This window comes from Stenotrophomonas sp. B2 (assembly GCF_014947095.1).
Classification (GTDB): domain Bacteria; phylum Pseudomonadota; class Gammaproteobacteria; order Xanthomonadales; family Xanthomonadaceae; genus Stenotrophomonas; species Stenotrophomonas maltophilia_P.
This window is the reverse complement of sequence record NZ_JADCQA010000003.1, coordinates 227,952-251,820: the sequence shown is the minus strand read 5'-3', so window position 1 is coordinate 251,820 and position 23,869 is coordinate 227,952. Positions and strand designations below refer to the sequence as shown.

14 protein-coding genes are annotated in these 23,869 nt (G+C 67.5%); 9 read left to right on the top strand and 5 right to left on the bottom strand.

The genetic code is table 11. The features are described from left to right. Positions 1 to 171 precede the first annotated feature (171 nt). From IMX13_RS04860 to IMX13_RS04850, 3 genes are all read left to right on the top strand, one after another. Positions 172 to 6,471 carry an ESPR-type extended signal peptide-containing protein gene (locus tag IMX13_RS04860; protein ID WP_193395906.1) on the top strand — a complete coding sequence of 2,100 codons (6,300 nt, stop codon included), beginning with the start codon at positions 172 to 174 and terminating at the stop codon, positions 6,469 to 6,471. Between the two features lie 62 nt (positions 6,472 to 6,533). After that, entirely contained in the window at positions 6,534 to 7,373 is an 840-nt protein-coding gene (locus IMX13_RS04855; protein WP_193395905.1) for an OmpA family protein, read from the top strand. A gap of 123 nt (positions 7,374 to 7,496) precedes the next feature. Then, positions 7,497 to 7,787: a hypothetical protein gene (locus IMX13_RS04850; protein ID WP_053517836.1), complete on the top strand. Its 291-nt coding sequence runs from the start codon at positions 7,497 to 7,499 to the stop codon at positions 7,785 to 7,787. 15 nt (positions 7,788 to 7,802) lie between these two features. Here IMX13_RS04850 and IMX13_RS04845 read toward each other — a convergent pair whose 3' ends face one another. Then, complete coding sequence (locus IMX13_RS04845; protein WP_193395943.1) at positions 7,803 to 9,575, bottom strand: chloride channel protein; 1,773 nt, start codon at positions 9,573 to 9,575, stop codon at positions 7,803 to 7,805. Between the two features lie 62 nt (positions 9,576 to 9,637). Next, positions 9,638 to 11,719: a TonB-dependent siderophore receptor gene (locus IMX13_RS04840; RefSeq protein WP_193395904.1), complete on the bottom strand. Its 2,082-nt coding sequence runs from the start codon at positions 11,717 to 11,719 to the stop codon at positions 9,638 to 9,640. Between the two features lie 130 nt (positions 11,720 to 11,849). On the opposite strand from IMX13_RS04840, the gene IMX13_RS04835 reads away from it, so the two are divergent. Beyond that, positions 11,850 to 12,770, top strand: a complete 921-nt coding sequence (locus IMX13_RS04835; RefSeq protein WP_111185920.1) for a M14 family metallocarboxypeptidase — start codon at positions 11,850 to 11,852, stop codon at positions 12,768 to 12,770. A gap of 73 nt (positions 12,771 to 12,843) precedes the next feature. On the opposite strand, the gene IMX13_RS04830 is transcribed toward IMX13_RS04835, so the two are convergent. Next, on the bottom strand, positions 12,844 to 13,695 hold the full coding sequence (locus IMX13_RS04830; protein WP_193395903.1) for a LysR family transcriptional regulator: 852 nt from the start codon (positions 13,693 to 13,695) through the stop codon (positions 12,844 to 12,846). A 112-nt stretch (positions 13,696 to 13,807) separates the two neighbouring features. On the opposite strand from IMX13_RS04830, the gene IMX13_RS04825 reads away from it, so the two are divergent. The 4 genes from IMX13_RS04825 to betT all read left to right on the top strand — a co-directional run bounded on the left by IMX13_RS04825 (position 13,808) and on the right by betT (position 17,045). Beyond that, positions 13,808 to 14,161, top strand: coding sequence for an SMR family transporter (locus tag IMX13_RS04825; protein ID WP_053517832.1), 354 nt, complete (start codon positions 13,808 to 13,810; stop codon positions 14,159 to 14,161). Further along, positions 14,161 to 14,481 (top strand): multidrug efflux SMR transporter, encoded by a 321-nt coding sequence (locus IMX13_RS04820; protein WP_193395902.1) that lies wholly within the window; start codon positions 14,161 to 14,163, stop codon positions 14,479 to 14,481. Before IMX13_RS04825 ends, IMX13_RS04820 begins: the two co-directional genes overlap by 1 nt. 66 nt (positions 14,482 to 14,547) lie before the next feature. After that, a complete protein-coding gene (locus tag IMX13_RS04815) occupies positions 14,548 to 14,928 on the top strand; it encodes a VOC family protein (RefSeq protein ID WP_193395901.1) in 381 nt (126 codons plus the stop codon). Positions 14,929 to 15,065: 137 nt separating this feature from the next. Continuing rightward, complete coding sequence (betT, locus tag IMX13_RS04810) at positions 15,066 to 17,045, top strand: choline BCCT transporter BetT (RefSeq protein WP_193395900.1); 1,980 nt, start codon at positions 15,066 to 15,068, stop codon at positions 17,043 to 17,045. 127 nt (positions 17,046 to 17,172) lie between these two features. Here the strand turns inward: betT and IMX13_RS04805 are convergent, their stop codons facing one another. Both IMX13_RS04805 and IMX13_RS04800 read right to left on the bottom strand, forming a co-directional pair. After that, positions 17,173 to 19,800: a TonB-dependent receptor gene (locus IMX13_RS04805; RefSeq protein WP_193395899.1), complete on the bottom strand. Its 2,628-nt coding sequence runs from the start codon at positions 19,798 to 19,800 to the stop codon at positions 17,173 to 17,175. 201 nt (positions 19,801 to 20,001) lie between these two features. Continuing rightward, the gene (locus tag IMX13_RS04800) at positions 20,002 to 20,979 is read right to left on the bottom strand and encodes a zinc-binding dehydrogenase (RefSeq protein WP_193395898.1); all 978 of its coding nucleotides are present in this window, start codon (positions 20,977 to 20,979) and stop codon (positions 20,002 to 20,004) included. A gap of 432 nt (positions 20,980 to 21,411) precedes the next feature. Between IMX13_RS04800 and IMX13_RS04795 the strand changes: the two genes are divergently transcribed. Continuing rightward, the gene (locus IMX13_RS04795) at positions 21,412 to 23,775 is read left to right on the top strand and encodes a ribonucleoside-diphosphate reductase subunit alpha (RefSeq protein ID WP_193395897.1); all 2,364 of its coding nucleotides are present in this window, start codon (positions 21,412 to 21,414) and stop codon (positions 23,773 to 23,775) included. Positions 23,776 to 23,869 lie beyond the last annotated feature (94 nt).

Genomic DNA, 23,869 nt, shown 5'->3' with positions numbered 1-23,869 from the left:
CTGCCGGTTTTGCATATCCGGCTGCCGAATCCGGCCGTGGATTTGCCGGATTGCGCGATTGCCCTGCCGGATTGAAGTGCGCCACGCCTCCGCGAACCGTTGAAATGTCAGTCACCTGCCTAGCGGCAAGTCCACTGTCATTCAAGTTGTTCGCCTACGGGGGAAATGCTCATGAACCGCATCTACCGGCGTGTATGGAACCGCCAGCTCAATGCTCTGGTTGTGGCCTCGGAACTGGCCACCGGCGATAGCGGCGGCACCGCATCACGCGATCCGCGCACCTCCCTGCTGACGCCCAGCGCCCTTGCGCTTGCACTGCTGTGCGTGCTGGCCAGCGGGCCGGCATCCGCAACCGAATCCAACCAGTCGCTGCGCGATCTGCAGGCGCTGGCGGCCAAGTACACCCAGACCTTGCCGGTGAAGGTCGATGCCGAAGTCGCCCTGGCCGCAGCCGCGCGACAGGCGCAGGCGACGCCTGCGATCAGTGCCGATACGCGTGTGGGCCTGCAGTTGAGCACGACCTCGCTGCCGCTGGTGCGCGATGTCCTGCCGGCCGCCGTGCAGGTGAAGTTGGGTGCGAACGCATCGCCGCAGCATGTGCCCACGCCAGCCCTGGCCGCTGATGTGCGGGCCCAGCTCGGCATCGGAGCGGGTACCCAGGCGGATACCTCACTGGCAGCGAACGTTTCCTCCGGTGCCGCTTCGCCGCTGGGGCTGACAGCCGATGCGAAGGCAAAGGCCAGGGTCGGCATCGCAGGTGCTCCGGTGGCATCGGTGGGTGCCGGCGCCAAGGCGGCAGCGGGCATCACGACGTCCTCGCAGGGATTGTCCGGGTTGAAGGCCGGCATCGACGGCAACGCCGACTCGCATCTGGCCATCGCCGGACATCGAATCGAGGGCCAGGGCAAGGCCTCCGCAACCGCAGCGGTGAGCTTGCCCGCCAAGGAAGAACTGCCGGGCGAGACCGATGATCGCGCGATCACGGCGGCGTTCGATGCAGGCGTCGCCGGCAAGGTGCGCGTGCAGGGCCCGGGTGGCCAGGACGTGGTGGCCGATCGCAACCTGAAGCTCGCGGGCCGGACCGTCGTGAGTGCGCAGGCCAGCACGCTCGGTCTCGGAGGCCTGCATCACGGCGCCCTGGGCGATCTTGGCGGTGCGGTGGGTGGCGTAGTGCACGGCGTAGTCGGCACGGTGGGCAGCGCAGCAGGCGAGACGCTGCACGAAACCGTCGGCACCGTAGGTAGCGCAGTGGGCGGCACGCTGCACAACACCGTGGGCGCAGTAGGTGGCACGCTTCACGGAGCTGCCGGCACGGTCGGCGGTGCTGTGGGTGGCGTAGTGCACGACGTGGTCGGCACGGTGGGCAGCGCAGCAGGCGGAACGCTACACGAAACCGTCGGCGCCGTCGACGGTGCGGTGAGCGGTGTACTGAACGGCACTGTCGGCACCGTGGGTGGCGCAGTGGGCGGCACGCTGCACAGCACCGTGGGCGCAGTAGGCGGCACGCTCCACGGTGCTGTCGGTACGGTCGGCAGTGCGGTGGGCGGTGTACTGAACGGCACCGTCGGCAACGTCGGTGGTTCCCTGGGCGACACGTTGAACAACACCGTAGGTGCTGTAGGTGGCGTCCTCGATGGAACCGTCGGCACCGTCGGTGGTGCTGTGGGTGGCGCGCTCAACGGCACGGTCGGCACGATCGGCAGCGCCGTAGGCGGCGCTTTGAACGGCACCGTGGGTGCGGTTGGCGGTGTCCTCGATGGAACCGTCGGCACCGTCGGTGGTGCTGTGGGTGGCGCGCTCAACGGCACGGTCGGCACGGTCGACAGCGCCGTAGGCGGCGCGTTGAACGGCACCGTGGGTGCGGTTGGCGGTGTCCTCGATGGAACCGTCGGCACCGTCGGTGGTGCGGTGGGTGGCGCGCTCAACGGCACAGTCGGCACGATCGGCAGCGCCGTAGGCGGCGCGTTGAACGGCACCGTGGGTGCGGTTGGCGGCGTCCTCGATGGAACCGTCGGCACCGTCGGTGGTGCGGTGGGTGGCGCGCTCAACGGCACGGTCGGCACGGTCGGCAGCGCCGTAGGCGGCGCGTTGAACGGCACCGTGGGTGCGGTTGGCGGTGTCCTCGATGGAACCGTCGGCACCGTCGGTGGTGCGGTGGGTGGCGCGCTCAACGGCACCGTAGGTGCGGTCGGCGGCGTCCTGGATGGAACCGTCGGCACCGTTGGCGGTGCGCTCAACGGCACGGTTGGCACGGTCGGCAGCGCCGTAGGCGGCGCTCTGAACGGCACCGTAGGTGCAGTCGGCGGTGTCCTGGATGGAACTGTCGGCACCGTTGGCGGTGCGCTCAACGGCACCGTCGGCACGGTTGGCAGTGCCGTGGGTGGCGCTCTGAACGGCACCGTAGGTGCGGTCGGCGGCGTCCTGGATGGAACTGTCGGCGCGGTCGGCGGTGCAGTCGGCGGTGCGCTCAACGGCACGGTTGGCACGGTCGGCAGCGCCGTAGGCGGCGCGTTGAACGGTACGGTAGGTGCAGTCGGTGGCGTCCTGGATGGAACTGTCGGCGCGGTCGGCGGTGCAGTCGGCGGTGCGCTGAACGGCACCGTTGGCACAGTCGGCAGCGCCGTAGGCGGTGCTTTGAACGGCGCCGTGGGCGCGGTCGGCGGTGCAGTCGGAGGCGTGCTCAACGGCACGGTCGGCGCAGTCGGTGGTGCGGTGGGTGGTGTGCTCAACGGCACCGTCGGCACCATCGGAGGTGCCGTGGGCGGTGCACTCAACAATACGGTCGGCTCGGTCGGCAGCGTTGTCGGTGGCCTGCTCGGGGGTGGCAGCACCACGCCGGGCAGCGGGCTGGACGGCGTACTCACCGGCACGCTCGGCAACGTCGGCGGTGCGGTGGGCAACCTGCTGGAGGGCAACCTCAACGGTACCGTCAACAATCTCGGCGGCGCAGTCGGCGGGTTGGTGGGCGGCACGCTGGGTGGCCTGGGCCTGACCCAGCCCTCGGCGATTCCGCCGGACAGCCCGAAGGCACCCGCTCCGGCTGATCCGAATGCGGGACTCATCATCGGTACCGGTGGCCTGGTCGGCAACGTCGGCCAGCTGATCGGCCCGACGACCAGCAGCCTGTTCGGCGGTGACGGCTATCTGCACAACGGCAATCTCAAGCTCAGCAACGCGAACGTGATGCAGGCCTACTCCACGGTCAACGTGCTCGGCCTGCCGGTCGTGAACCTGTCACCGGTCGGCAGCACCCTCAATGGCCTGGGCGGCGCGGTGACCGGTGGCAGCTCGCACCTGACCCTGATCGGTGGCGTCACCTCCGACAGTTACATCTACAACATCAACAACGGCAACCCCGGTGGCCTGCTGGGCCTGCTGCTGCCGACGGATTCGCCGGCATGGGCCGCCAAGTGCCTGGATATCGCGTTGGCCGACATCTCCTGCTGGGCGGTCAACGCCGCACAGGATTACCAGGTGCTGATGGGTGACGGTGCCTTCGCCAACGGCTCCAAGGAAGTGGTGATCGGCGCCAATGCCCGCCATGAGCTGCCGAAGGTGGACGCCAACGTGGCGTTCCCGGGAGCCGGTCCCAACGATCCCACCAATCCAACCGGCGTGCCGACTGCGGACTACGCCGCGCGCATGGGCCACTCGGTGATCGTCGGCGACAGCGCGGTGGGTACTGCCAACGGCCAGACCCTGCTGGGTGCGGAGGCGACCTCCAACCAGGCCAATTCGGTGGCGCTGGGCTACCGTTCCGCAGCGCTGCGCGGCGCACAGGCCAGCTACAGCGCCTATGGTCTGACTGCCGCCCAGGTCTCTGCCGGTGAAGTTTCGGTGGGTACCGCCAACGGTGGCGAGCGCCAGATCACCAACCTGGCTGCGGGTAGCGCCAACACCGATGCGGTCAACGTCGCCCAGTTGAAGGGTGCGATCAGCCTCATCGACGATGTTTCGGCCGGCGCGGTGATGTACGACGTCGATGGCGCAGGCAATCCAGACTATCGCCGCGTCACGCTCGGCAACGGCACCGGTACCACCACCATCGGCAACCTCGCCGCGGGTGCGGTGACCGCCGGCAGCCTGGAAGCCGTCAACGGCGGCCAGCTGGCCACCACCAACGCCGCCATCGCCGGCTTCTTCGGTGGCATCACCGCCTTCGATCCGGTCAGTGGCGCCTTCACCGCGCCGCTGTTCGAGATCAGCACGATCTCCACCGATGGCGCCATTGCGCAGGGCCTGTACAACAATGCGACCGATGCCTTCGACGCCGTCGACGGCTCGCTGGTCAATCTCAACACGCAGATCAACGATATCCGCAACGGCGGCACCAAGTACCTGCGGGTGAACTCCACGGGCGTGGAGGCAGTGGCCACCGGTGCCGACTCCATCGCGGTCGGTACCAACGCCCGCGCCACGGCGGCCAACGCGATCGCGGTCGGTGCCGGCAGCTTGGCTGACCGTGCGAACAGCGTGTCGATCGGTGCAGCGGGTGCCGAACGCCAGGTGACGAATCTGGCCGCCGGTACGGCTGCCACCGATGCGGTGAACCTGGGCCAGCTGCAGGCCTCGGAGGAAGGCGCGCTGCGCTACGACCTCAATGGCGATGGCAGCGTCAACTACGGCAGCGCCACGCTGGGTCAGGGCGGCACGGCGACCACGCTGCGCAACCTCGGCCCGGGCCAAGTGAGCGCCACGAGCACCGAAGCCATCAATGGTGCCCAGCTGTTCGCTGCCAACCAGGCTGTCGCCACCCATCTCGGGGGCGGCGCGGCGGTCAATGCGGCCGGTGTGCTGACCGCGCCGACCTACACGATCAACAACATCGCCGCCAATGGCACCATCAGCCAGGGCAGCTACAACGACGTCGGCACCGCCTTCGACGCGGTCAGCAATTCGCTGGCCAATGTCGCCGACCAGACCGACGATATCGACAAGCGCGCGGTGAAGTACGATGTCGATGGCAGTGGCAACGTCGTCAACACGGTCACCCTGAGCGGTACCGGCACGGGTGCGGTGAAGGTGACCAACGTGGCGGCCGGCAGCATCCTTGCAGGCAGCAGCGACGCCATCACCGGCGACCAGCTGTTCAGCACGAACTCGACCATCGCCAGCTACTTCGGCGGCAGCACGGCCTTCGACGGCACCACCAATCTGTGGACCGCGCCGTCGTTCAGCATCTCCAGCATCGCCACCGACGGCACCCTGACCGCCAACGACTACAGCAACGTCACCGCGGCGTTCTCCGCGGTGGACGGTTCGCTGAGGGTGCTCAACCAGCGCATCACCAACGGTGGCGGCAGCCCGTACCTGGCAGTGAACTCCAGCGCCGCGGCGGCCGCTGCGGCAGGTGCGGAGGCGCTGGCGGTGGGTCCGCAGGCCAGTGCGGCAGGTGCGTCGGCCGTGGCAGTCGGCAACGGTGCCAACGCCAGCGCGGACAACAGCGTGGCACTGGGTGCCGGCTCGGTGGCCAGCGTCGGCGCGCAGAGCGGCTATACCGGTGCCTATGGTCAGACGGGTGCCAGCAATTCGGCAGGCGAAGTGTCGGTCGGCAGCAGCGGCAGTGAACGCAAGATCACCCACGTTGCCGACGGCTCGGACGATCACGACGCGACGAATGTCGGCCAGCTGAAGAATGGCGTGAACTATGCCATCGATCAGTCCAAGGCCTACACCGACCAGAAGATCCAGAACATCACCAACGTCGCCGGCAGCTTCCGCGCCAACAACAGCAACAACCTGGCCGATCCGGCCGCGACGGGCGCCAATTCCGCAGCCGGTGGTGCAGGATCGACGGCCGCCGGTGCCAACTCGACGGCCCTGGGCAACGGCTCGCAGGCACAGGCCGACAACTCGGTGGCCCTGGGCGCAGGGTCGGTGGCCAACCGTGCCAACACGGTTTCGGTTGGGGCCAGCGGCGCCGAACGGCAGGTGGTCAATGTGGCAGACGGCACCCAGGCCACCGATGCGGTCAACGTGCGGCAGCTGCAGGCCTCGCAGCAGGGCACCATCCGCTACGACACCACCGTCAACGGAGCCACCAACTTCAACAGTGTCACTCTCGGCAGCAGCACCAGCGGCCCGACGACGGTCCGCAACGTTGCCGCCGGTACGGCGGGCACCGACGCGGTCAATGTCGACCAGCTGAAGTCCGGCATGGCGCAGACCCTGGACTGGTCGAAGGCCTATACCGACGAGCGCATGGGCGGCTTCGAGCGCGACCTGCGCAGGACCGACAACCGCGCTTCGGCCGGCATCGCTTCGGCCATGGCCACGGCCTCGCTGCCGCAGCCGAGCGAAGCGGGTCGCAGCATGGCCTCGTTCGCCGCCGGCAGCTACAACGGCGAATCGGGCGTGGCGGTGGGCCTGTCCGGTGTCTCGGAAGGAGGCCGCTGGATCTACAAGTTCAGCGGCTCCACCAACAGCCGTGGCGAGGCCGGTGTGGCCGTCGGTGCCGGCATCCAGTGGTAACCGCCGTAGCCGGGCCGCAATCGCGGCCCGGCTGCCGCGCAAACGTCTACAGGGGGAATGACATGAATCAGCATCGCATCGCCCGCGCCGGCCGCATCGCCGCGTCGCTGGGCCTGATCCTCGCCGCCGGCCTGCTGGCCGCCTGCCGCAGCCACGCGCCCGCCGGTGAGGCGCCGGCCGAGGCCACTGCAGTAGCCTTCCCGGAAGTCTCCAAGGCGTCGCTGAAGGAGGGTACCTATCCCGACATCGCCGACCTGCGCCGCTTCGCGCCCGGGATGAGCAAGCGGCAGCTGTACAGCCTGCTGGGTACGCCGCACTTCAACGAAGGCATGTGGGGCGTGCGCGAGTGGAACTATCTGTTCAACTTCCGCACCGCACAGGGCGCCGAGTACTTCACCTGCCAGTTCCAGGTGCGCTTCGACAACAAGGGCATCGCCCAGGCCGGCTACTGGAAGCCCGAATCCTGCGCCGCCGTGCTCGACCCGCCGCGGCCACCACCGCCGCCGCCGGCACCCGCGCCACTGCCCGAACAGCCGCTGCGCCTGGCCGCCGATGCACTGTTCGGTTTCGACAGCGCGGTACTCAGCGCCGAAGGGCAGCAGGCGGTGCAGGGCATCCTGGCGCAGGTCCGTGAGGCCAGCAAGGTGCAGTCGATCCAGGTCGTCGGCTACACCGACCGTATCGGTGCGGCCAGCTACAACCAGCAACTCTCGCAGAAGCGGGCCGAAGCGGTGCGCACGGCCCTGGTGCAGGGCGGAGTGCCGCCGGGCAGCATCAGTGCCGAAGGGCGCGGCGCGGCTGAACCGATCGTGCAGTGCACGCAGCGCAACCGTCGCGAGCTGATCGCGTGCCTTGCGCCGAATCGCCGGGTGCAGATCGTCGGGATCGCGCACCCGCGCTGAAGTCTCCCGCGCCGTGGCCATGCCCCGGCATCCCGAGTCCCCCCTGACCACCGGCAGGACGTGGCCACGTCTCCCCCGTCGTCCACCCCTGCCGGTGGCTCAGGTTTTCATACGGTGCACGCGATGAACGCCCAATTCCTGCCTCTGTCCATGAAGACGGAAACCACCCTCAGCGTGTATGGCCAGCTCGGCAATCATGCGGTCGTGCGCATCCCCGGGCGGCGCCTGCCGGGCCTGATCCTGCAGGCCGATACCGTGGCCGGGTTCCTGGCCCAGCTGCAGGAAACCCAGGCCTGCCTGCGCAGTGGCCGGGCGCAGCGTGCCGATGCAGAGCTGGACATGCTGATCGACATGCTGGAGCAATGGTACGCGTTGATCGAGTCGCGGCTGGCCGATGCCGGCGAAGCGCTGTAGCAGCGGGGCGGGCGATCAATCGGCGTCTTCGACGCGCTCGCCCATCAGTTCGCGCTGGCGCTTGTCCAGCTCCTCGGCGTAGCGCCTGCGCACGAAGGCCTCGGAAACAATGCCCAGCAGCTGGCCATCGGCGGCAACCACGGCCAGTTCGTCGGCCTGCGTCCGGTCGAAGCACTGCATCACGCTGACCACATCCGCGCCCGGCAACAGTGACACCTCGCGGTTCTCGGCCAGATCGCCAACGGGTGTCTCCGGCTTCACGCCGTCGGCGAAGACGCGCGGAATCTGCACGATGCCGGCGTAGTGGCCTTCGCTGTCGATCAGGACCACGCGACCGCCGGAGCCCAGCGGGAAACGCTGGCGGAACGCAGCGGCATCCAGCCCGGCCGGAGTGGTGGCAACGCCCTTGCGCATCATCCGCCCGGCGTTGAGGGTGTGGATCCAGCCGACGTCGCGTGCGCTGCGGATGGTTTCGCCGCGCAGATGCATGCGCCATGTCGAGAACGAGTAACCGAACCACTGGCGGACCAGTGTGCTGGAGACCAGTACCGCGCTCATCACGACGCTGGTCAGCAGGAAGTCGTGGGTGCCTTCCAGCACCAGCATGGCCATGGTCATCGGCGCGCCGACCACTGCGGCGGCCAACGCGGCCATGCCCGCAAGCGCCGCGGACGTGGCATCAACCACGGGCACGCCGGTGGCCGTCGCCAGCAGGCCGGCAAACAGGGTGCCGACCAGGGTGCCCATGAACAGCGACGCAAAGAAAAGACCACCTCGGAAGCCGAAGCCCAGCGAAATGCCCGAGGCCAGAAGCTTCAGGGCGAGCAGGCCGCCGATCCAGATCAGTGGCAGCTGCGTGGTCAGGTCCAGGTGCAGCGCACCGTGACCGGAGGAAAGCACCTGCGGGCTGGCCATGGCCAGTGGAATCAGCAGGAGGCCGCCGACCACCGGGCGCCCCCACAGGGGCAGTGGACTGCGCTTGACCACGCCTTCGATGGAGGCGATCAGTCGCATCACGCCGATCCCCACCATGGCGCAGCAGCAACCGAGCAGGCCGTAGATCGCGTAGTCGGCGGCGCGCACATCGATGGTCGAGGCTGCGGGCAGCAGGTACGCCTCGATGCCAGCCTGGTCGGCGACGAATGCACCCGCCAGTGCGGCCAGGGCCACAGGCGCGAGAGCGGCGGGCGTGTAGGCGCCGATGACGATCTCGAACGCGTAGAACGCGCCGGCCAGCGGAGCCCCGAAGGCCGCGGCGATGGCGCCGGCGGCACCGGCACCGACCAGGATGCGCACATCATTGCGGCGCAGGCGCATGACACGGCCCAGCTGCGAGCCGCTGCCCGCACCCATCTGGGTATACGAAGCCTCAAGGCCGACGGACGCACCGCAGCCGTTCGACAGCAGGGTCTGGGTGAGCACGATCAGATTGTCGCGCATCGACATGCGACCGCCATGCAGGGCATTGGCCTCGACCGCGTCGAGCAGCGGGCGCTTGCGCCGTGCGGCCGCCAGGCTGACCAGCCCGACCAGCAGGCCGCCCAGCGGCAGCACCAGCAGGGCGGTCCAGCTGAGCGCGGGCAGGGAGCTGAGGCGCATGCCGGGTTCCAGCCCGTACAGCGCACTCTGCAGCCCGCGCGCGATGTCCGACTGCAGCAGCGTCAGGCCACCGGCGATCAGGCCGACCAGCAACGCCAGTGCGATGAACCACAGGTCGCTGCCACGCAGGCGCAGTCGCAGGCCCTGGAAGGCCAGATGCAGGCGCGATGGTGGAACCGTGGAGGCCATGGTGGCGGCATGATACGCCGCCATCGTGATCGCCACCGTCACCGCATCGGGCATTTACCGCATCAGAAGCGGTAGCGTCCCTGAAGGTAGAAGGTGCGTGGCGCGGCCACCATGCGCCCGGCATTGCCGTCGACATTGCGGGTGTACCAGCGCTTGTCGGCCAGGTTGTTCACGCCGGCCGTGATCTCGCTGTCGCCCAGCCCCGGAACCTGCCAGGCCACCTGCGCATTCCACAGCCGCACCCCCGGCACGCGGCCCACACGTGCATCGGCGCTTTCCTGCCAGGTGTTGGCAGCGTCGGAGAACTGGCCGCTCTGGTGCGTGCTGGAGACATTGAAGGTCCAGGCCGACAGCGCATAGCGGGCGCCGATGCTGTCGGTGTCGCGCGAGTAGAAGGGCACGTCCCGGCCGCGGTTGTCACCGGACTGCTGGATCGCCTTGGTCCAGGTGTAGTTGGCGTACAGTTCCAGTCCGGCCAGCACGCTGTCTTCGGCGAAGCGGTATTCGAGCGCGCTTTCCACACCCTTGTGGTCGGTCGCACCGATGTTCTGGAAGGTGGGAGGAGTGATTCCCGGCACCTGCAGGATCTGGTTGTCGAAGCGCATCCTGAACACCGTGACGTCCGCGCGCAGCGCGCCGTCCTGCCAGCGGGCGCCCAGCTCGGTGGTCCTGGCCACCTCTGGATTCAGCGGATTGCTGGCGGTCTGCGAGTTCAGCTGGATGTTCTGCACCGGCCCGAACGAGCTGGTGTAGTTGCCGAACACGGTCAGCTGCGGGGTCAACAGGTAGGCGACGTTGAGCGAGGGCAGGGCTTTGTCGTTGCGGCTGCTGAAGGTGGTGCCGCCATCGGCCTGGCGGCGGTCCATGTCGATCCATTCCATGCGCACCCCCGGCGTGATCCGCCACTGGCCGATGGCGATGCGGTCGTCGAGATAGAAGGCGTGGGCGTCGGTGGCATTGTCGAAGCGGTTGATGGGGCTTGCGGCGCCGGTGCGGCGGGTCACCGTGTAGCTGCGGTCGTTGCCGCGCTCGCGCAGGAAGCGGTAGCCCGCGGTGACGTCGTGCACGCTTGCCCCCCAGTGCAGGCGCTGGGTGTATCGCGGTTCGATGCCGAGCACGCGGTAGTCGCGCGGCTGCACGCTCACCTGGGTGTTGGCAGCGTTGATCAGCGAGCTGGCACGGGTGCTCTCGTTGTAATAGGCCAGTACCTCGAACTCGCTGGTGTCGGACGACGTGTGGGTGTAGCCCAGATCGATGCCCGTGCGGTGGCCCTTCCAGAAGTCATCGGGACGCGTGTTCTGGAACGGATCCGCCTCGTACTGCGCGCGGGTCAGGCCGCCTGGCGTCAGCGAGCGGACGTCGTAGTAGGACAGCTTGGCACGCAGCGTCTGCTGGTCGTCGATGGCGTAGGCGAACTTCAGTGCCAGATCGTTGAAACGGTCGTCGCTGCCTTCGCGCCAGCCGCGACCGTCCTGGCCGGAATAGAGCAGGGCGACGCCCAGGCCGTTGTCGCTGGTGCCGCCGAGGAAGGTGTTGTACTGGGTGCTGTCGCCGCCGCCATGGTCATGGGCGTTGTAGCGGATCCCGACCTCGCCGTGCAGGCCGCTCTGCTGCGGAATGGCGCGGGTGCTGAAGTTGATGATGCCGCCCACGTTCTGCGGCCCGTAACGCACGGCTCCGCCGCCACGCACGACGTCGATCGATTCGATGTTGGACAGGCTGGCCGGCGCGAACGACAGCTGGGGCTGGCCGTAGGGTGCGACGGCCAGCGGCACGCCATCCAGCAGCACCGTCGAGCGGGGTGAGTAGCGGCCGGTGAGGCCGCGCACGCCGATGTTCAGCGACACCGAACTGCCGGCGGTGCCGGAGTTGTCGGTGACCTGCACGCCGGGGATGCGGCGCATGGCGTCGCCGATGCTGGTCGCGCCACTGGCCTCGATGCGCTGGCGATCGACCACCGTACGTGCCCCGGCGAAGCTCTTGACGCTGTCATGCAGGCCGGTGCCCAGCCAACTGCCGGAGACCTGGATGCTGTCGAGCGTGGTCGGCGCGTCCTGGGCGAGGGCGGAAGCAAGGGGCATCAGGCACAGGGCGAGGGCTGCCACCAAGGGCAGCTGGGCCGGTTTCGGGGTGCGGAGGGGCATCTGGACGGCGCAGGGAAGGTGGTAAATGAGAATTATTGCTGATCCCATTCGTGAATGGAATCGAAGGCCGATGGCCTCCGGGGTCGGGTGGTAAAGTGAAGGATTGCCTCCTGACTCACCGAGATCCGTCATGCCTGCAGCTGTCTTCTATCCCGTCGGAACCCCTGGCCAGCCGTGGGGAGCGGCGGAACGGGAGCAGTGGCGTGCGCGCCAGCAGCGCCTGCGCCGCTACGACGAGGAAGTACTGCCGCGCATCGAGGCACTGGCAGCGCGCTTCGACAAGGTGGCCTACGGCCAGCTCGACTACGCGGGAGAGACCTATACCCTGTTCGCCCTGCGCAGCCGCGACTGGAACCCGGCGCTGCCGGCGGCGCTGGTCACCGGCGGCGTGCACGGCTACGAAACCAGTGGCGTGATGGGTGCCCTGGAGTTCCTTGAAAAGCACGCGGCCGATTACGCGGGCAAGGCCAACCTGCTGGTGGCACCGTGCGTCAACCCGTGGGGCTTCGAGCGCATCAACCGCTGGAACTTCGACGCGATCGATCCGAACCGCAACTTCCGTGCCGGTGGTCCGGCTCGCGAATCAACCGCGCTGATCGAGCTGATCGAACCCCTCAAGGGCCAGTTCGTGCTGCACATCGATCTGCATGAGACCACCGACAGCGATGAAAGCGAGTTCCGCCCTGCGCTGGCGGCGCGCGACGGCAAGCCGTTCGAACCGGGCCTGATTCCTGATGGCTTCTACCTGGTGGACGACAGCGCCAATCCGCAGCCGGCGTTCCAGCAGGCCGTGATCGCGGCGGTGGAAAAGGTGACCCACATTGCACCGGCCGACGACAAGGGCGAGATCATCGGCTCTCCGGTGGTGGCCCATGGCGTGATCGAGTACCCGCTGGTGGAATTGGCCCTCTGTGCCGGCATCACCGGTGCGCCGTACACCACCACCACCGAAGTCTACCCGGACAGCCCGCGCGCCACGCCGCAGCAGTGCAACGACGCGCAGGTGGCCGCGGTCTGCTCTGCGCTGGACTACGCACTGGCGCATCGCTGAGGGGGAGTGCCGAGCCCATGCGCGGCTGCGGTTGCAACAACCTTGATACATCCCGGGCCGATACGGCCCGGCGCTACCGCAGCGCGTCGGCCCACCACAGTGCGGCCGGCCCGGGCGGCGTGTCGCGTCGCCATACCAGGTCGCTGTGGATGCGCCGCGGCCAACCGGGCAGGGCCAGTTCCACCAGGTGTCCGCGGTCGTAGCGCTGCACCAGCGCTCTCGGGAGTTCGGCCCAGCCGATGCCTTCCTCGGCCATTTCCATCACCATCAGGTAGTCCGATGCGGTCCAGGCCGGGCCGGCGACGGCACGCGCGTGATCGACCTGTGCGCTCAAGCGAATCTGCCGATGGCGGGCAAGCTGCGGTGCGGCGCGCGCACCGGCCGCGGCCAGTGCGTGTCCGTGCGCGACATACACCGCCAGCTCGCTGTGATGGGCCAGGGGCTGTGCGATCACTGCATCCGGATAGCGCTCCTGGCGAGGCAGCAGGCCCAGTCCGGCGCGGCCGCTGCCGACCAGTTCCAGCACATCGTGCCCTTCAGCGTCGAGCCACTCCAGTTCGATTTCGGGAAAGGCTTCAGCGAAGCGCTGCAGCACCTGTTGCGCCGGGTCCAGCTGGTAAACATCGGAGAACACCACCGTCAGCCGGGGTTCGACAGGTGCAGCCAGGCGCACGCTCAGCTGCCGCAGTCGTGCATCGGCAGCCAGGATTTCCTGGGCATGGCCCAGCACCTGCCGCCCCGGGTCGGTAAGCTGCGGATAGCGCCCGCTGCGGTCGAACAGGGATACGCCCAGATCGGCTTCCAGATGGGCGATGGCGGTGCTGACCGTCGATTGCGTCTTGCGCAGGCGCCGCGCGGCAGCCGAGAAGGAGCCCAGTGCGGCAGCCTCGACGAACGCCTGCAGGGATTCAGGAGAGTAGGGCATCGATCCATCGCTAATGTCGATGGATTCCATTTTTGATCCATCGTAAATGGCGATGATACTGGACGCCATCGCCCCTGTCAGCGGGCGCTGTGAATCCTGCTGGAGTTTTCCCATGACCCGTCGTGTTCCCGCCCCAGGCCCCCTGATTGCCTGGGCCTGCCTGACCGTGGCGATCGTCGCCGAAGTGGTCGGCACGTCATTCATGGCCCATGCCGCCCGCGCCGGTGGCTGGACCGGCTACCTGGTGATGGCCGGGGCGCTGGCGTTGTCCTATTACTTCCTGGCGCTGTCGGTACGGCGCATCGCGGTCGGCGTTGCGTACGCGGTGTGGGAGGGGCTGGGGCTGACCCTGCTGACCCTGGTCGGCATTGCGGTGTTCGGCGAGAGCCTGTCGATGCAGCAGCTGGCCGGCCTGCTGCTGGCGGTGGCCGGCATTGTCTGCGTCACCCTTGGGGAGGCGCACTGATGAACACAACGGCACTGTTCTTCGTGATCTGTTCCGCACTGATCGACGTCGCGGCAAACATGATGGTGGCCAAGTCCGAAGGCTTCCGCCGCTGGCACTGGGGTGTCGGTGCCGTTGTCATGGTCTGGATCGCCTTCGCGCTGCTGGGCCAGGCAGTGCGCTACCTGGACCTGGCCACGGCCTATGCGCTGTGGGGTGCCATCGGCGTGATCGGCACCGCTGCCTGCGGGCGCCTGCTGTTCGGCAATCGCCTGCGGCCCATCGGCTGGATCGGCATTGCACTGGTGACGGGGGCGGTGCTTCTGCTCAGTACCGCATGAGCGGCGACGATTGCAGACCGGAGCGCGCTGTCCGACACTGCGGTTTTTCCGCAACGGAGTGCCGCCATGTTCAGCCACATCACCGTCGGTTCCAATGATCTTGCGGTCTCGCGCCGCTTCTACGACGCATTGTTCGCAGCCATCGGCGGCCGACCGGGCATCACCGATGAAGATGGAAGACTGGTCTACGTCAAGGACGGGCGGATGTTCATCGTGACCCCGCCCATCGATGGCCAGCCGGCGTGCCACGCCAATGGCGGTACGATTGGTTTCGCGCTGGAGACTCCGCAGGCGGTGCACGCCTGGCAGGAGGCAGGCATCGCCCACGGCGGCAGCGCCATCGAAGATCCACCGGGCGTACGCCACAAGGCCGGGCGGCAGCTGTACCTGGCCTACCTGCGCGACCCTGATGGCAACAAGTTGTGCGCCGTGCACGTGATGCGCTGAACTTCGCGGCGCGCGCGTGATACCACGCGCGTGCTGTCCCTGTGCTGTCATCGCGCGACAGCACTTCATCCTGCGTCCACCGCCGTTCAGCCAGAATCCGCCGGCTCACTCTTTGATCGACCGGAGAACGCCGCCCCGTGGAAGCCCTGGAGCCGCAACAATCCCCGGTGCGCACCCTGCGGCCTGTATTCGCCTTCGCGGCGATCATCGTCGTGGCGTTCGCGCTGTTCGTCAGCCTCTATCCGATCGGTGCCGGTCGCCTGCTGCTCAGCGCACAGGACTGGGCGGCACTCAACGTTGGCTGGTACTACCTGCTGGCGATGACCCTCTATCTGGTGTTCGTGGTCGGCGTGGCGCTGTCCAAGTATGGTGGCATCAAGCTCGGTGCCGACCATGACGAGCCCGAGTTCAGCTATCTCTCCTGGGCGGGCATGCTGTTCGCCGCGGGCATCAGCATCACCCTGTTTTTCTTCTGTGTCTCCGAGCCGCTGACCCATTACCTGCAGCCGCCGCAGGGCGCTCCCGCCGCCGGCGAGGCCGGCGCGCGCCAGGCCATGCAGCTGCTGTTCCTGCATTGGGGCCTGCATGGCTGGGGCGTGTTCGCGCTGGCGGCGATGGCCATGGCCTACTTCGCCTATCGCCACAACCTGCCGCTGGCGTTGCGATCTGCGCTGTATCCGCTGATCGGCAAGCGCATCAACGGACCGATCGGCTACACCGTGGACGCGCTGGGCATTGTCGCCACCGTGTTCGGCATCGGCGCCGACATGGGCTTCGGTGTTCTGCACCTCAACGCCGGGTTGTCGCACCTGTTCGACATCCCGCACTCGAACTTCGTGCAGATCGTCCTGGTCGCCAGCATGATGGGGGCCGCGGTGGCCGTGGCAGTGTCCGGCGTGGAGAAGGGGGTCCGCTGGATGGCCAACATCAACATGCTGCTGGCGATCGCGCTGGTGCTGTTCATGCTGTTCGCCGGGCCCACCCAATATCTGTTCGGCACGTTGATGCAGAACCTGGGCGACTATCTGGGCAGTGTGGTCGGCAAGAGCTTTGACGTGTACGCCTATGGCGGACGGCCGGCATGGCTGGGCGGCTGGACGGTGTTCTACTGGGCCTGGTGGATCGGCTGGGCGCCGTTCGTCGGCCTGTTCATCGCCCGCATCTCGCGCGGACGTACCATCCGCGAATTCGTGTTCGGCGTGCTGCTGATTCCGCTCGGCTTCACCCTGGCCTGGCTGTCGATCTTCGGCAACAGCGCGCTGGACCAGGTGCTGCACCATGGCCAGCAGCAGCTGGCACAGCTGGCCGTGGATGACCCGCCGACCGTGCTGTACGCATTGCTTGATGGTTATCCGTGGAGCCGCACGGTGATCGCGGTGACCGTGCTGGTCAGCTTCATCTTTTTCGTGACATCGGCCGATTCGGGCGCGGTGGTGCTGTCCACGCTGTCGTCGCACGGCGGCGCTCCGGAAGACGATGGCCCGCGCTGGCTGCGCGTGTTCTGGGGCACGGTGATCGCCGTGCTCACCGCAGGCCTGCTGCTGGCGGGCAGCATCGATGCGTTGAAGTCGGCGGTGGTGCTGGCGTCGCTGCCATTCTCGGCGGTGCTGCTGCTGATGATGTGGGGCCTCACCCGAGCCTTCAGTGACGAATCGCACCGCAAGCGCGCGCTGCAGTACCGGCCATCGCCGCTGATCGGCGACGATCGCCACCACCAGGGCTGGCGCCAGCGGCTTGCGCAGGCCATGCACTTCCCGGTGCGCGACCAGGTCTACCGCTTCATGGATGACACGGTGAAACCGGCGATGGAAGCCGTGGCCGAGCAGCTGCGCGAACAGGGCTGGGACGTACATACCCGCATCGAAGCCGGCGACATGGAACTTTCGGTCAACCATGGCGAGCAGCAGGACTTCCTGTATCGGGTGATCCTCCGCGGCTACCTGACGCCGTCGTTCGCCGCCCAGCAGCTGCGCAACCAGCGCTACTACCGCGCCGAAGTGCATCTGTTCGAAGGCAGCCAGGATTACGACCTGGTCGGATACAGCCGCAAGCAGATCATCAACGACATCATCAGCCAGTACGAGCGGCACCTGCAGTTCCTGCACCTGAGCCGGTGATGCACGACCGCTGCGATGGGTGCGGACCGTTGGTCCGCACACTCCGTGGAGCCGAGCCCACGCTCGGCTCCATCAAGCCGGTAAAGCAGCCGGGCATGGGCTCGGCGCTACATGTGCAGTTTCCGCATCAGAACCGGTAGCGTGCCCCCACCGTGACGAACTGGCCGCGCAGGTTGTACTGGCTGATGTCGAAGCCGTTGGAGCCGCCTGCCGGGTCGAATGGCGGGTCCTTGTCGGTCAGGTTCAGCACCGACAGCGACAGCGTGGTGTTGGGAATGCCTTCGTACGCCACGTACAGGTCCAGCTGGTGATAGGGCTTGACGCGATCGCGCAGGCCCGGGTTGCTGGTGGCCGTCGCTACCCGCTGGTCGTAGCCGCTGACATATTGCAGGCTCAGCGTGCTGTTCCAGTCGCCCACCGCCCAGTTCAGTGACGTGGTGCCGCGGGTGCGCGGCAGCGCGCCGTGGCGGTTGTTGCCCGCGCCGTCATAGGGCGCCTGACCGGCTACCAGGGGCTGCTTGAAGCTGAGCAGATGGGTCCAGCTGCCGGCGAGGGTGAGGTTGCCCCAGCCGTCGGTGCGGAAGGTGCGGCTGGCCTCCAGGTCGAGACCGGACGTGGTCAGCTCCCCCTGGTTGGCATACTGGTTGGTGATGAACTGGATGCGGCCCTGCGCATCGCGCTGGACCCGGCCCGGGAACAGGGCGGGATTGTCGACGATGAACTGTGCGCTGTCGGGCTTGACCAGGTTGTCCTGCTCGATGCGGTACCAGTCCAGGCCGATGCTGCTGTCAGCGTCCGGCGACCACACCGCGCCAACGTTGAGATTGCGCGAGCGCTCGGCCTTCAGGTCGGGATTGCCGGTGCGGATGTTGGTGACACCGCGGCTGCCACCGGGCTGCAACGGGTCGATCGGGTCGATCACCGATCCGTAGCTGACCGTCTGTCCGGGTGCGATTTCCGGCAGCGAGGGGGCGCGGAAACCGCGCGAGAACGAACCGCGCAGCAGCAGGCTGTCCAGCGGCTGCCAGCGCAGCGCTAACTTCGGCGAGAACGCCTTGCCGAAGTCGTCGTAGCGGTCGCCGCGTCCGGCGACCTGCAGTTCCAATGTGCGATGCAACGGTACGCTGAACTCGGCGTAGGCGGCGCTGACCTGCCGCTCGCCATCGACCACGTTGATCGCCGGCCGCAGCTCCGTTCCGGACAGCACCTGCGCACTGGTCCGTGCATCCAGCGATTCCTTGCGGAACTCCGCGCCCCAGGCGAAGCCGACCGCGCCGGCCGGCAGCTCCCACAGCGACGTCGATGCCTTGAGGTTCAGAGAGTGCAGCTGGTACCAGCCCGGGCGCTTGGTCTGCAGGCGCAGCGCGTCAAGCGCGGCCGGCGTGCTGGCCGGGTCGAGGAAGTTGTAGCTGCCATCGCGCAGGATCTGCTCGAACGCGTAGCGGTTGATGAAGTTGTCCACGTACTCGCGCTGCTCGCTCTGCGAGGTCAGCGCGGCGACCTCCCAGTCCCAGCGCGCGCCCTGGCCACGCACGCCGGCCAATGCACGGTAGAACACCTGCGTGTTGTCCTTCAGGCGCGGGCCGAGATCGAAAAACGTGTACTCGAAGGGCAGGGGACCGCTGCCCGGGTTGTTCGGATGCCCGACCGGCAGCACTGCCGGAATGTCGAGCAGGGTGCCGGTGGCGGGGTTGTAGGCGCGCAGGCCCGGGCCGACGGTCAGTGGCGCGCTGAAGATCTGGTCGGCCGTGTTGTGGCTGTAGAGCACGTCGGCGAAGGCTTCGACGTTGTCACTGAAGCGGTAGGTCGCGCTCAGCGAGGCCTGCAGGCGTTCGGCACCGGGCTGCAGGGTCTTGAATGGCTGCGCATTGAACGCGCAGGCCTGGCCGGGCAGGCTGCTGCCGAAGTCGCTGTAGGGCCGCAGCTGGCTGCCCTCGGGGCAGGGCGAGAATGGCTGCGGCGCGCGCGGGTTCGCCAGCCAGTTGCCACCGGCAGTGGACCAGCCGGCCAGGCGACCACCGGGCTTGTCGCGGAAATCGCCGCTGCGGGTATAGGCGCGCTGGTCGGCGTCGAGCCGATCGCGCTTGAGCACGTCCAGCCCGAACAGCACGTTCCAGCCCTGCTGTTCGAGGTCGCCGAAACCGGCCAGCAGATTGGCCTTGCGTTCGTCGAGGCCGCCCTGGGTGGCCGTACCGAAGCCGCCGCCCACTTCCACGCCCTGGAAGTTCCTGCGCAGGATGATGTTGATGACGCCGGCGATGGCATCGGAGCCATACACCGCCGAGGCGCCGTCCTTCAGTACTTCAATGCGCTCGACCGCGCTGATCGGCAGCGCATTGAGATCGACGAAGGTGTCCTGGGTATTGAGGGCGAAACCGAAGTTGGCCACGCGATAGCCGTTGACCAGCACCAGGGTGTTCTTCGGCGACAGCCCGCGCAGGCCGATCGACGCCGAGCCCGCCGCGAAGCTGCCGGTGTACTGCTCGTCGAAGCTGTTGCCGGCATTGGCCGACAGGTTGCGCAGCACATCGGTCAACGTGCTGCGACCGGTCTGTTCGATCTGTTCACGGCTGACGATCTGCACCGGGTTGGGGCCGGCGGTGTCGCTGCGCTTGATGTTGGATCCGGTCACCAGCACGGTGCCGAGCGTGGTGCTGTCCTTGCCGGTATCGGCGGTTTCAGCAGCGCCGGCAGCGCCGGCGGTAAGTCCCAGCGCGATGGCGCCGGCAAGCAGGTTCAGGGTGGTGCGGTACATGGAAGCGACAACGCCGGACAGAAGAGGAGCCGCCAGTACCGCATGCGCTCGCCTGCGCCTTCCAATGACGAAAGCGCATTCAGTTATACATCACAGGTTCTTAACGAGTGACTGGCCCTGTTATCGACCGGTGCTGCGCATTCCTCTCAGGGGTCAGATCCCTTTCCAACGGAAAGGGATCTGACCCCGGTTGGCCGACCGTCAAGGCCGCAAGAGCACCTTGCCGTTGCGGCCGGAACCTGCGCCGGCTTTGACCGCCGCAGCGATATCGTCGAGTGCGAACACCTGTTCCACCGGCAGCGTCAGTTCGCCGCCGGCTGCACGCTGCAGCAGTTCGCCCACCAGCCGTCGCTTGTCGTCCACCGCCATCGCCTGGCTGACCTTGCTGCCCCAGAAGCCCTTCACGGTGGCTTCCTTGTAGATCAGGCCTCCGGCGGGGATGCGCATGGGCTCGCCGCTCATCACGCCGAAGGACACCAGCGTGCCGTGGTGGCCGAGCAGGTCGACCAGGCCACCGCTGGCGTCGCCGCCGATGGAATCCACGGCGGCCGCCGCCTGCGCTTCACCGGTCACTGCACGCACGCGGTCCTTCCAGCCGTCCACCGAGGTATCGAATACATGATCGATGCCGAGCGCCTGCAGCTGCTCGACCGCATCGGCGTTGCGCACAAGGTTGGCCACATGGACACCCCGCGCCCGCGCCAGCATCGCCAGCGACTTGCCGACCGCGCCATTGGCGGTGTTCTGCACGATCCATTGGCCTGGCTCGACATGCAGGAATTCCAGCAGCATCAGCGCACTGAGCGGCATGGCAATCAGCTGCGCAGCGGTCTCATCGGGGATCGATTCCGGCATCGGAATCACCATCCGTGCCGGCGCGATGAATGCTTCGGCCCAGGTGCCGTGCACCGAGGCGGCAGCGACACGCTGACCGACCCGAAGGCCGTCGACGCCGTCGCCAACCGCGTCGACCACGCCCAGTGCCTCGCTGCCACCGATTGCCGGCAGCGTCGGCTTGTAGCCATACAGGCCGCGCACGGTCAGCAGATCGTGGTTGTGGATGGAGGCGAGCACGGTACGGATGCGCACCTCGCCAGGACCAGGTTCAGGCAGGGCGGCCTCGGCGACGGCAAGGACGTCGGACGGGTCGCCGAAGGAGGAGTACTGGGCAGCGCGCATGGGGGATGTTCCGCGGAAAGTGGAGGTTGTATCGAAGTGGGGATGCGTGCGGCTTCGACAAGGCGGCGCAGACGCAACACGGCATCCTGCGACGGTTCGTCGCGGAGGGCGCTATTTACTGCATCTTGTGTTGACGATATCCATCATCCCCACTATGTTGGGGCCGTCACTCCCGGTCAGCCGCCGCCGCCGGACGATGCAAGACACGTCCCGCGGCCCGCCCCTGAAGGCTTGCCGTGTCGACGCGGCCGCCCTCGTGCGGACTCAGGTCGCCCCCACGGCCCGGATACCGGCCGCAGGCGCAGGCACTTGCCGACGATCTGGTGTTCCCGCGCTTTGGCATCCCACCCGATCGCCCCGTGCGCCGGTATCGCGTGCAGGGCCGCCATGGCATCGGCGCAATCGTGCGTGCGAGCCTGGAGACGCAGGACCATGACTGAATACACCTACCGCGCGGCCGATCCGGCCGGCGCCGGCGACGCCCTGCGCGCCGGTGGCGAGCGCGTGCCGACCTGGATCACCAAGGAGGCCGGCAACCGACGCCTGCCGTTCGACGCCGGGCGCCTGCAGCGCAGCATCGACGCCATCCATGCCGAGTTCCCGCAGCTGGACGTAGCCGACTACCGCCGCGTGGTACAGGCGATGGTTGAGCGCAAGCCCAGCATCAGTGCCGACGACCTGGTGGACCTGCTGATCCGCGAGGCGGAATCCCGTGTGGACCTGGTCGCGCCGGACTGGGAGCGGTTCGCCGCCCGCATCTACCTGCGCCGCCTGTATAAGCGCGCCAGCCGCAACCGCTTCTACGATGTCAGCCTGAAGTACGGCTCGTACGTAGGCCTGCAGGAGAGCCTGGCCGACCGTGGCGTCTACAGCAATGACATCCTGCGCTGCTACTCGAAGGAGGAGCTGCAGCAGGCCGGAGAGATGATCGATCCCGACCGCGACCGTCTGTTCGCGTACAACGGCCTGTACCTGCTGGCGACGCGCTACCTGGCCAGCGACCGCAGCCGTGAGGTGTACGAGTTGCCGCAGGAGCGCTGGCTGACCATCGCCCTGTACCTGATGCAGGAGGAGAAGCCGCGTGAGCGGCGGATGCAGCTGGTCGGCGAGGCGTACTGGGCGCTGTCCAACCTGTACATGACGGTGGCCACACCGACGCTGGCCAACGCCGGCAAGGTCGGTGGACAGCTGTCCAGCTGCTTCATCGATACGGTGGACGACAGCCTGCAGGGCATCTATGACTCCAATACGGACATTGCCCGGGTTTCCAAGCACGGCGGGGGTGTCGGCGCCTACCTGGGCTACGTGCGCAGCAGCGGTGCACCGATCCGGGGTGTGCCCAACTCGTCCGGCGGCGTAGTGCCCTGGATCAAGCAGCTCAACAACACCGCGGTATCGGTCGACCAGCTCGGCCAGCGCAAAGGCGCGGTGGCGGTATACCTGGACATCTGGCACCGCGACATCGAGGCCTTCCTCGATCTGCGCCTGAACAACGGCGACCAGCGCCTGCGCGCGCATGATGTGTTCACGTCGGTCTGCGTCCCCGATCTGTTCATGGAGGCGGTCGAGCGTCGGGCCGACTGGTACCTGTTCGACCCGCATGAGGTAAAGCAGGCCAAGGGCTGGTACCTGCAGGACTTCTACGATGAGACGCGCGGTGCGGGCAGCTTCCGCGACCGCTACGCGGAGCTGGTGGCCGACGAGCGCATCAGCCGGCGCACCGTGCGCGCGATCGATCTGTTCAAGCGCATCATGCTCAGCCAGCTGGAGACCGGCAATCCATTCCTGTTCTACCGCGATGAAGTCAATCGCAGGAACCCGAACAAGCATGCGGGCATGGTCTATTCCAGCAACCTGTGCACGGAGATCCTGCAGAACATGAGCCCGACGCGGATGATCCAGGAGATCGTCAGCGGCGACCAGATCGTCACCACCCGCCGCGCCGGCGATTTCGTGGTGTGCAACCTGTCCTCGATCAATCTCGGACGGGCGGTCACCGCGCCGGACGATCTGCTGGCGAAGGACGTGCTGGAACGGTTGATCCCGATCCAGGTGCGCATGCTGGACAACGTGATCGATCTCAATGCCTTGCCGGTGCCGCAGGCCACGATCACCAACCGCAAGTACCGGGCCATCGGCCTGGGCACGTTCGGCTGGCATCACCTGCTGGCGCAGCAGGCGATCCCGTGGGAATCGCCGGAGGCCGAGGCGCTGGCCGACCGCCTGTACGAACGCATCAACTTCCTGACCATCCAGGCCAGTGCCGAACTGGCGAAAGAGAAGGGCCACTATCCGATGTTCGCCGGCAGCGACTGGCACACCGGCCGCTACTTCAGCGACCGCGATTACCGTGATGCGGCCTGGCAGGGCCTGGCGCGTGAGGTGGCCCGCCATGGCCTGCGCAATGGCTGGCTGCTGGCGGTCGCGCCGAACATGAGCACCGCCCAGATCGCCGGTTCCACTGCCTCGATCGATCCCATCTACAGCGCGTTCTACTACGAGGAGAAGAAGGACTTCCGACGGCCGGTCGCGGCCCCCGGGCTGTCGCTGGAGACCTGGCCGTACTACGAGAAGGGCGCCTACAAGGTGGACCAGTTCGCCAGCGTCCGGCAGAACGCCCGGCGCCAGCGCCATGTGGACCAGTCGATCAGCTTCAACCTGTATGTGCCCAGCACCATCCGTGCGAGCACGTTGCTGGAGCTGCACCTGAGCGCATGGCGCGCGGGACTGAAGACCACCTACTACGTGCGCTCCAACGACATCGACATCAGCGAATGCGAGTGGTGCTCGAGCTGATCGCTGCGCCCCAGCCGCGGTAGCGCCGGGCCATGCCCGGCGAGCGCACCGCGCGGCCACCGTACATTCCGCCGGGCACGGCCCGGCGCCATCC

What these genes read in the sequence shown, in the direction of transcription:
- IMX13_RS04800 (WP_193395898.1), bottom strand. Translation starts at nt 20,979, where the DNA reads ATGCGCGCTGCCCAGTACTCCTCCTTCGGCGACCCGTCCGACGTCCTT.
- IMX13_RS04825 (WP_053517832.1), top strand. Translation starts at nt 13,808, where the DNA reads ATGACCCGTCGTGTTCCCGCCCCAGGCCCCCTGATTGCCTGGGCCTGC.
- IMX13_RS04835 (WP_111185920.1), top strand. Translation starts at nt 11,850, where the DNA reads ATGCCTGCAGCTGTCTTCTATCCCGTCGGAACCCCTGGCCAGCCGTGG.
- IMX13_RS04860 (WP_193395906.1), top strand. Translation starts at nt 172, where the DNA reads ATGAACCGCATCTACCGGCGTGTATGGAACCGCCAGCTCAATGCTCTG.
- IMX13_RS04840 (WP_193395904.1), bottom strand. Translation starts at nt 11,719, where the DNA reads ATGCCCCTCCGCACCCCGAAACCGGCCCAGCTGCCCTTGGTGGCAGCC.
- IMX13_RS04855 (WP_193395905.1), top strand. Translation starts at nt 6,534, where the DNA reads ATGAATCAGCATCGCATCGCCCGCGCCGGCCGCATCGCCGCGTCGCTG.
- IMX13_RS04820 (WP_193395902.1), top strand. Translation starts at nt 14,161, where the DNA reads ATGAACACAACGGCACTGTTCTTCGTGATCTGTTCCGCACTGATCGAC.
- IMX13_RS04815 (WP_193395901.1), top strand. Translation starts at nt 14,548, where the DNA reads ATGTTCAGCCACATCACCGTCGGTTCCAATGATCTTGCGGTCTCGCGC.
- IMX13_RS04830 (WP_193395903.1), bottom strand. Translation starts at nt 13,695, where the DNA reads ATGCCCTACTCTCCTGAATCCCTGCAGGCGTTCGTCGAGGCTGCCGCA.
- IMX13_RS04795 (WP_193395897.1), top strand. Translation starts at nt 21,412, where the DNA reads ATGACTGAATACACCTACCGCGCGGCCGATCCGGCCGGCGCCGGCGAC.
- IMX13_RS04845 (WP_193395943.1), bottom strand. Translation starts at nt 9,575, where the DNA reads ATGGCCTCCACGGTTCCACCATCGCGCCTGCATCTGGCCTTCCAGGGC.
- IMX13_RS04805 (WP_193395899.1), bottom strand. Translation starts at nt 19,800, where the DNA reads ATGTACCGCACCACCCTGAACCTGCTTGCCGGCGCCATCGCGCTGGGA.
- IMX13_RS04850 (WP_053517836.1), top strand. Translation starts at nt 7,497, where the DNA reads ATGAACGCCCAATTCCTGCCTCTGTCCATGAAGACGGAAACCACCCTC.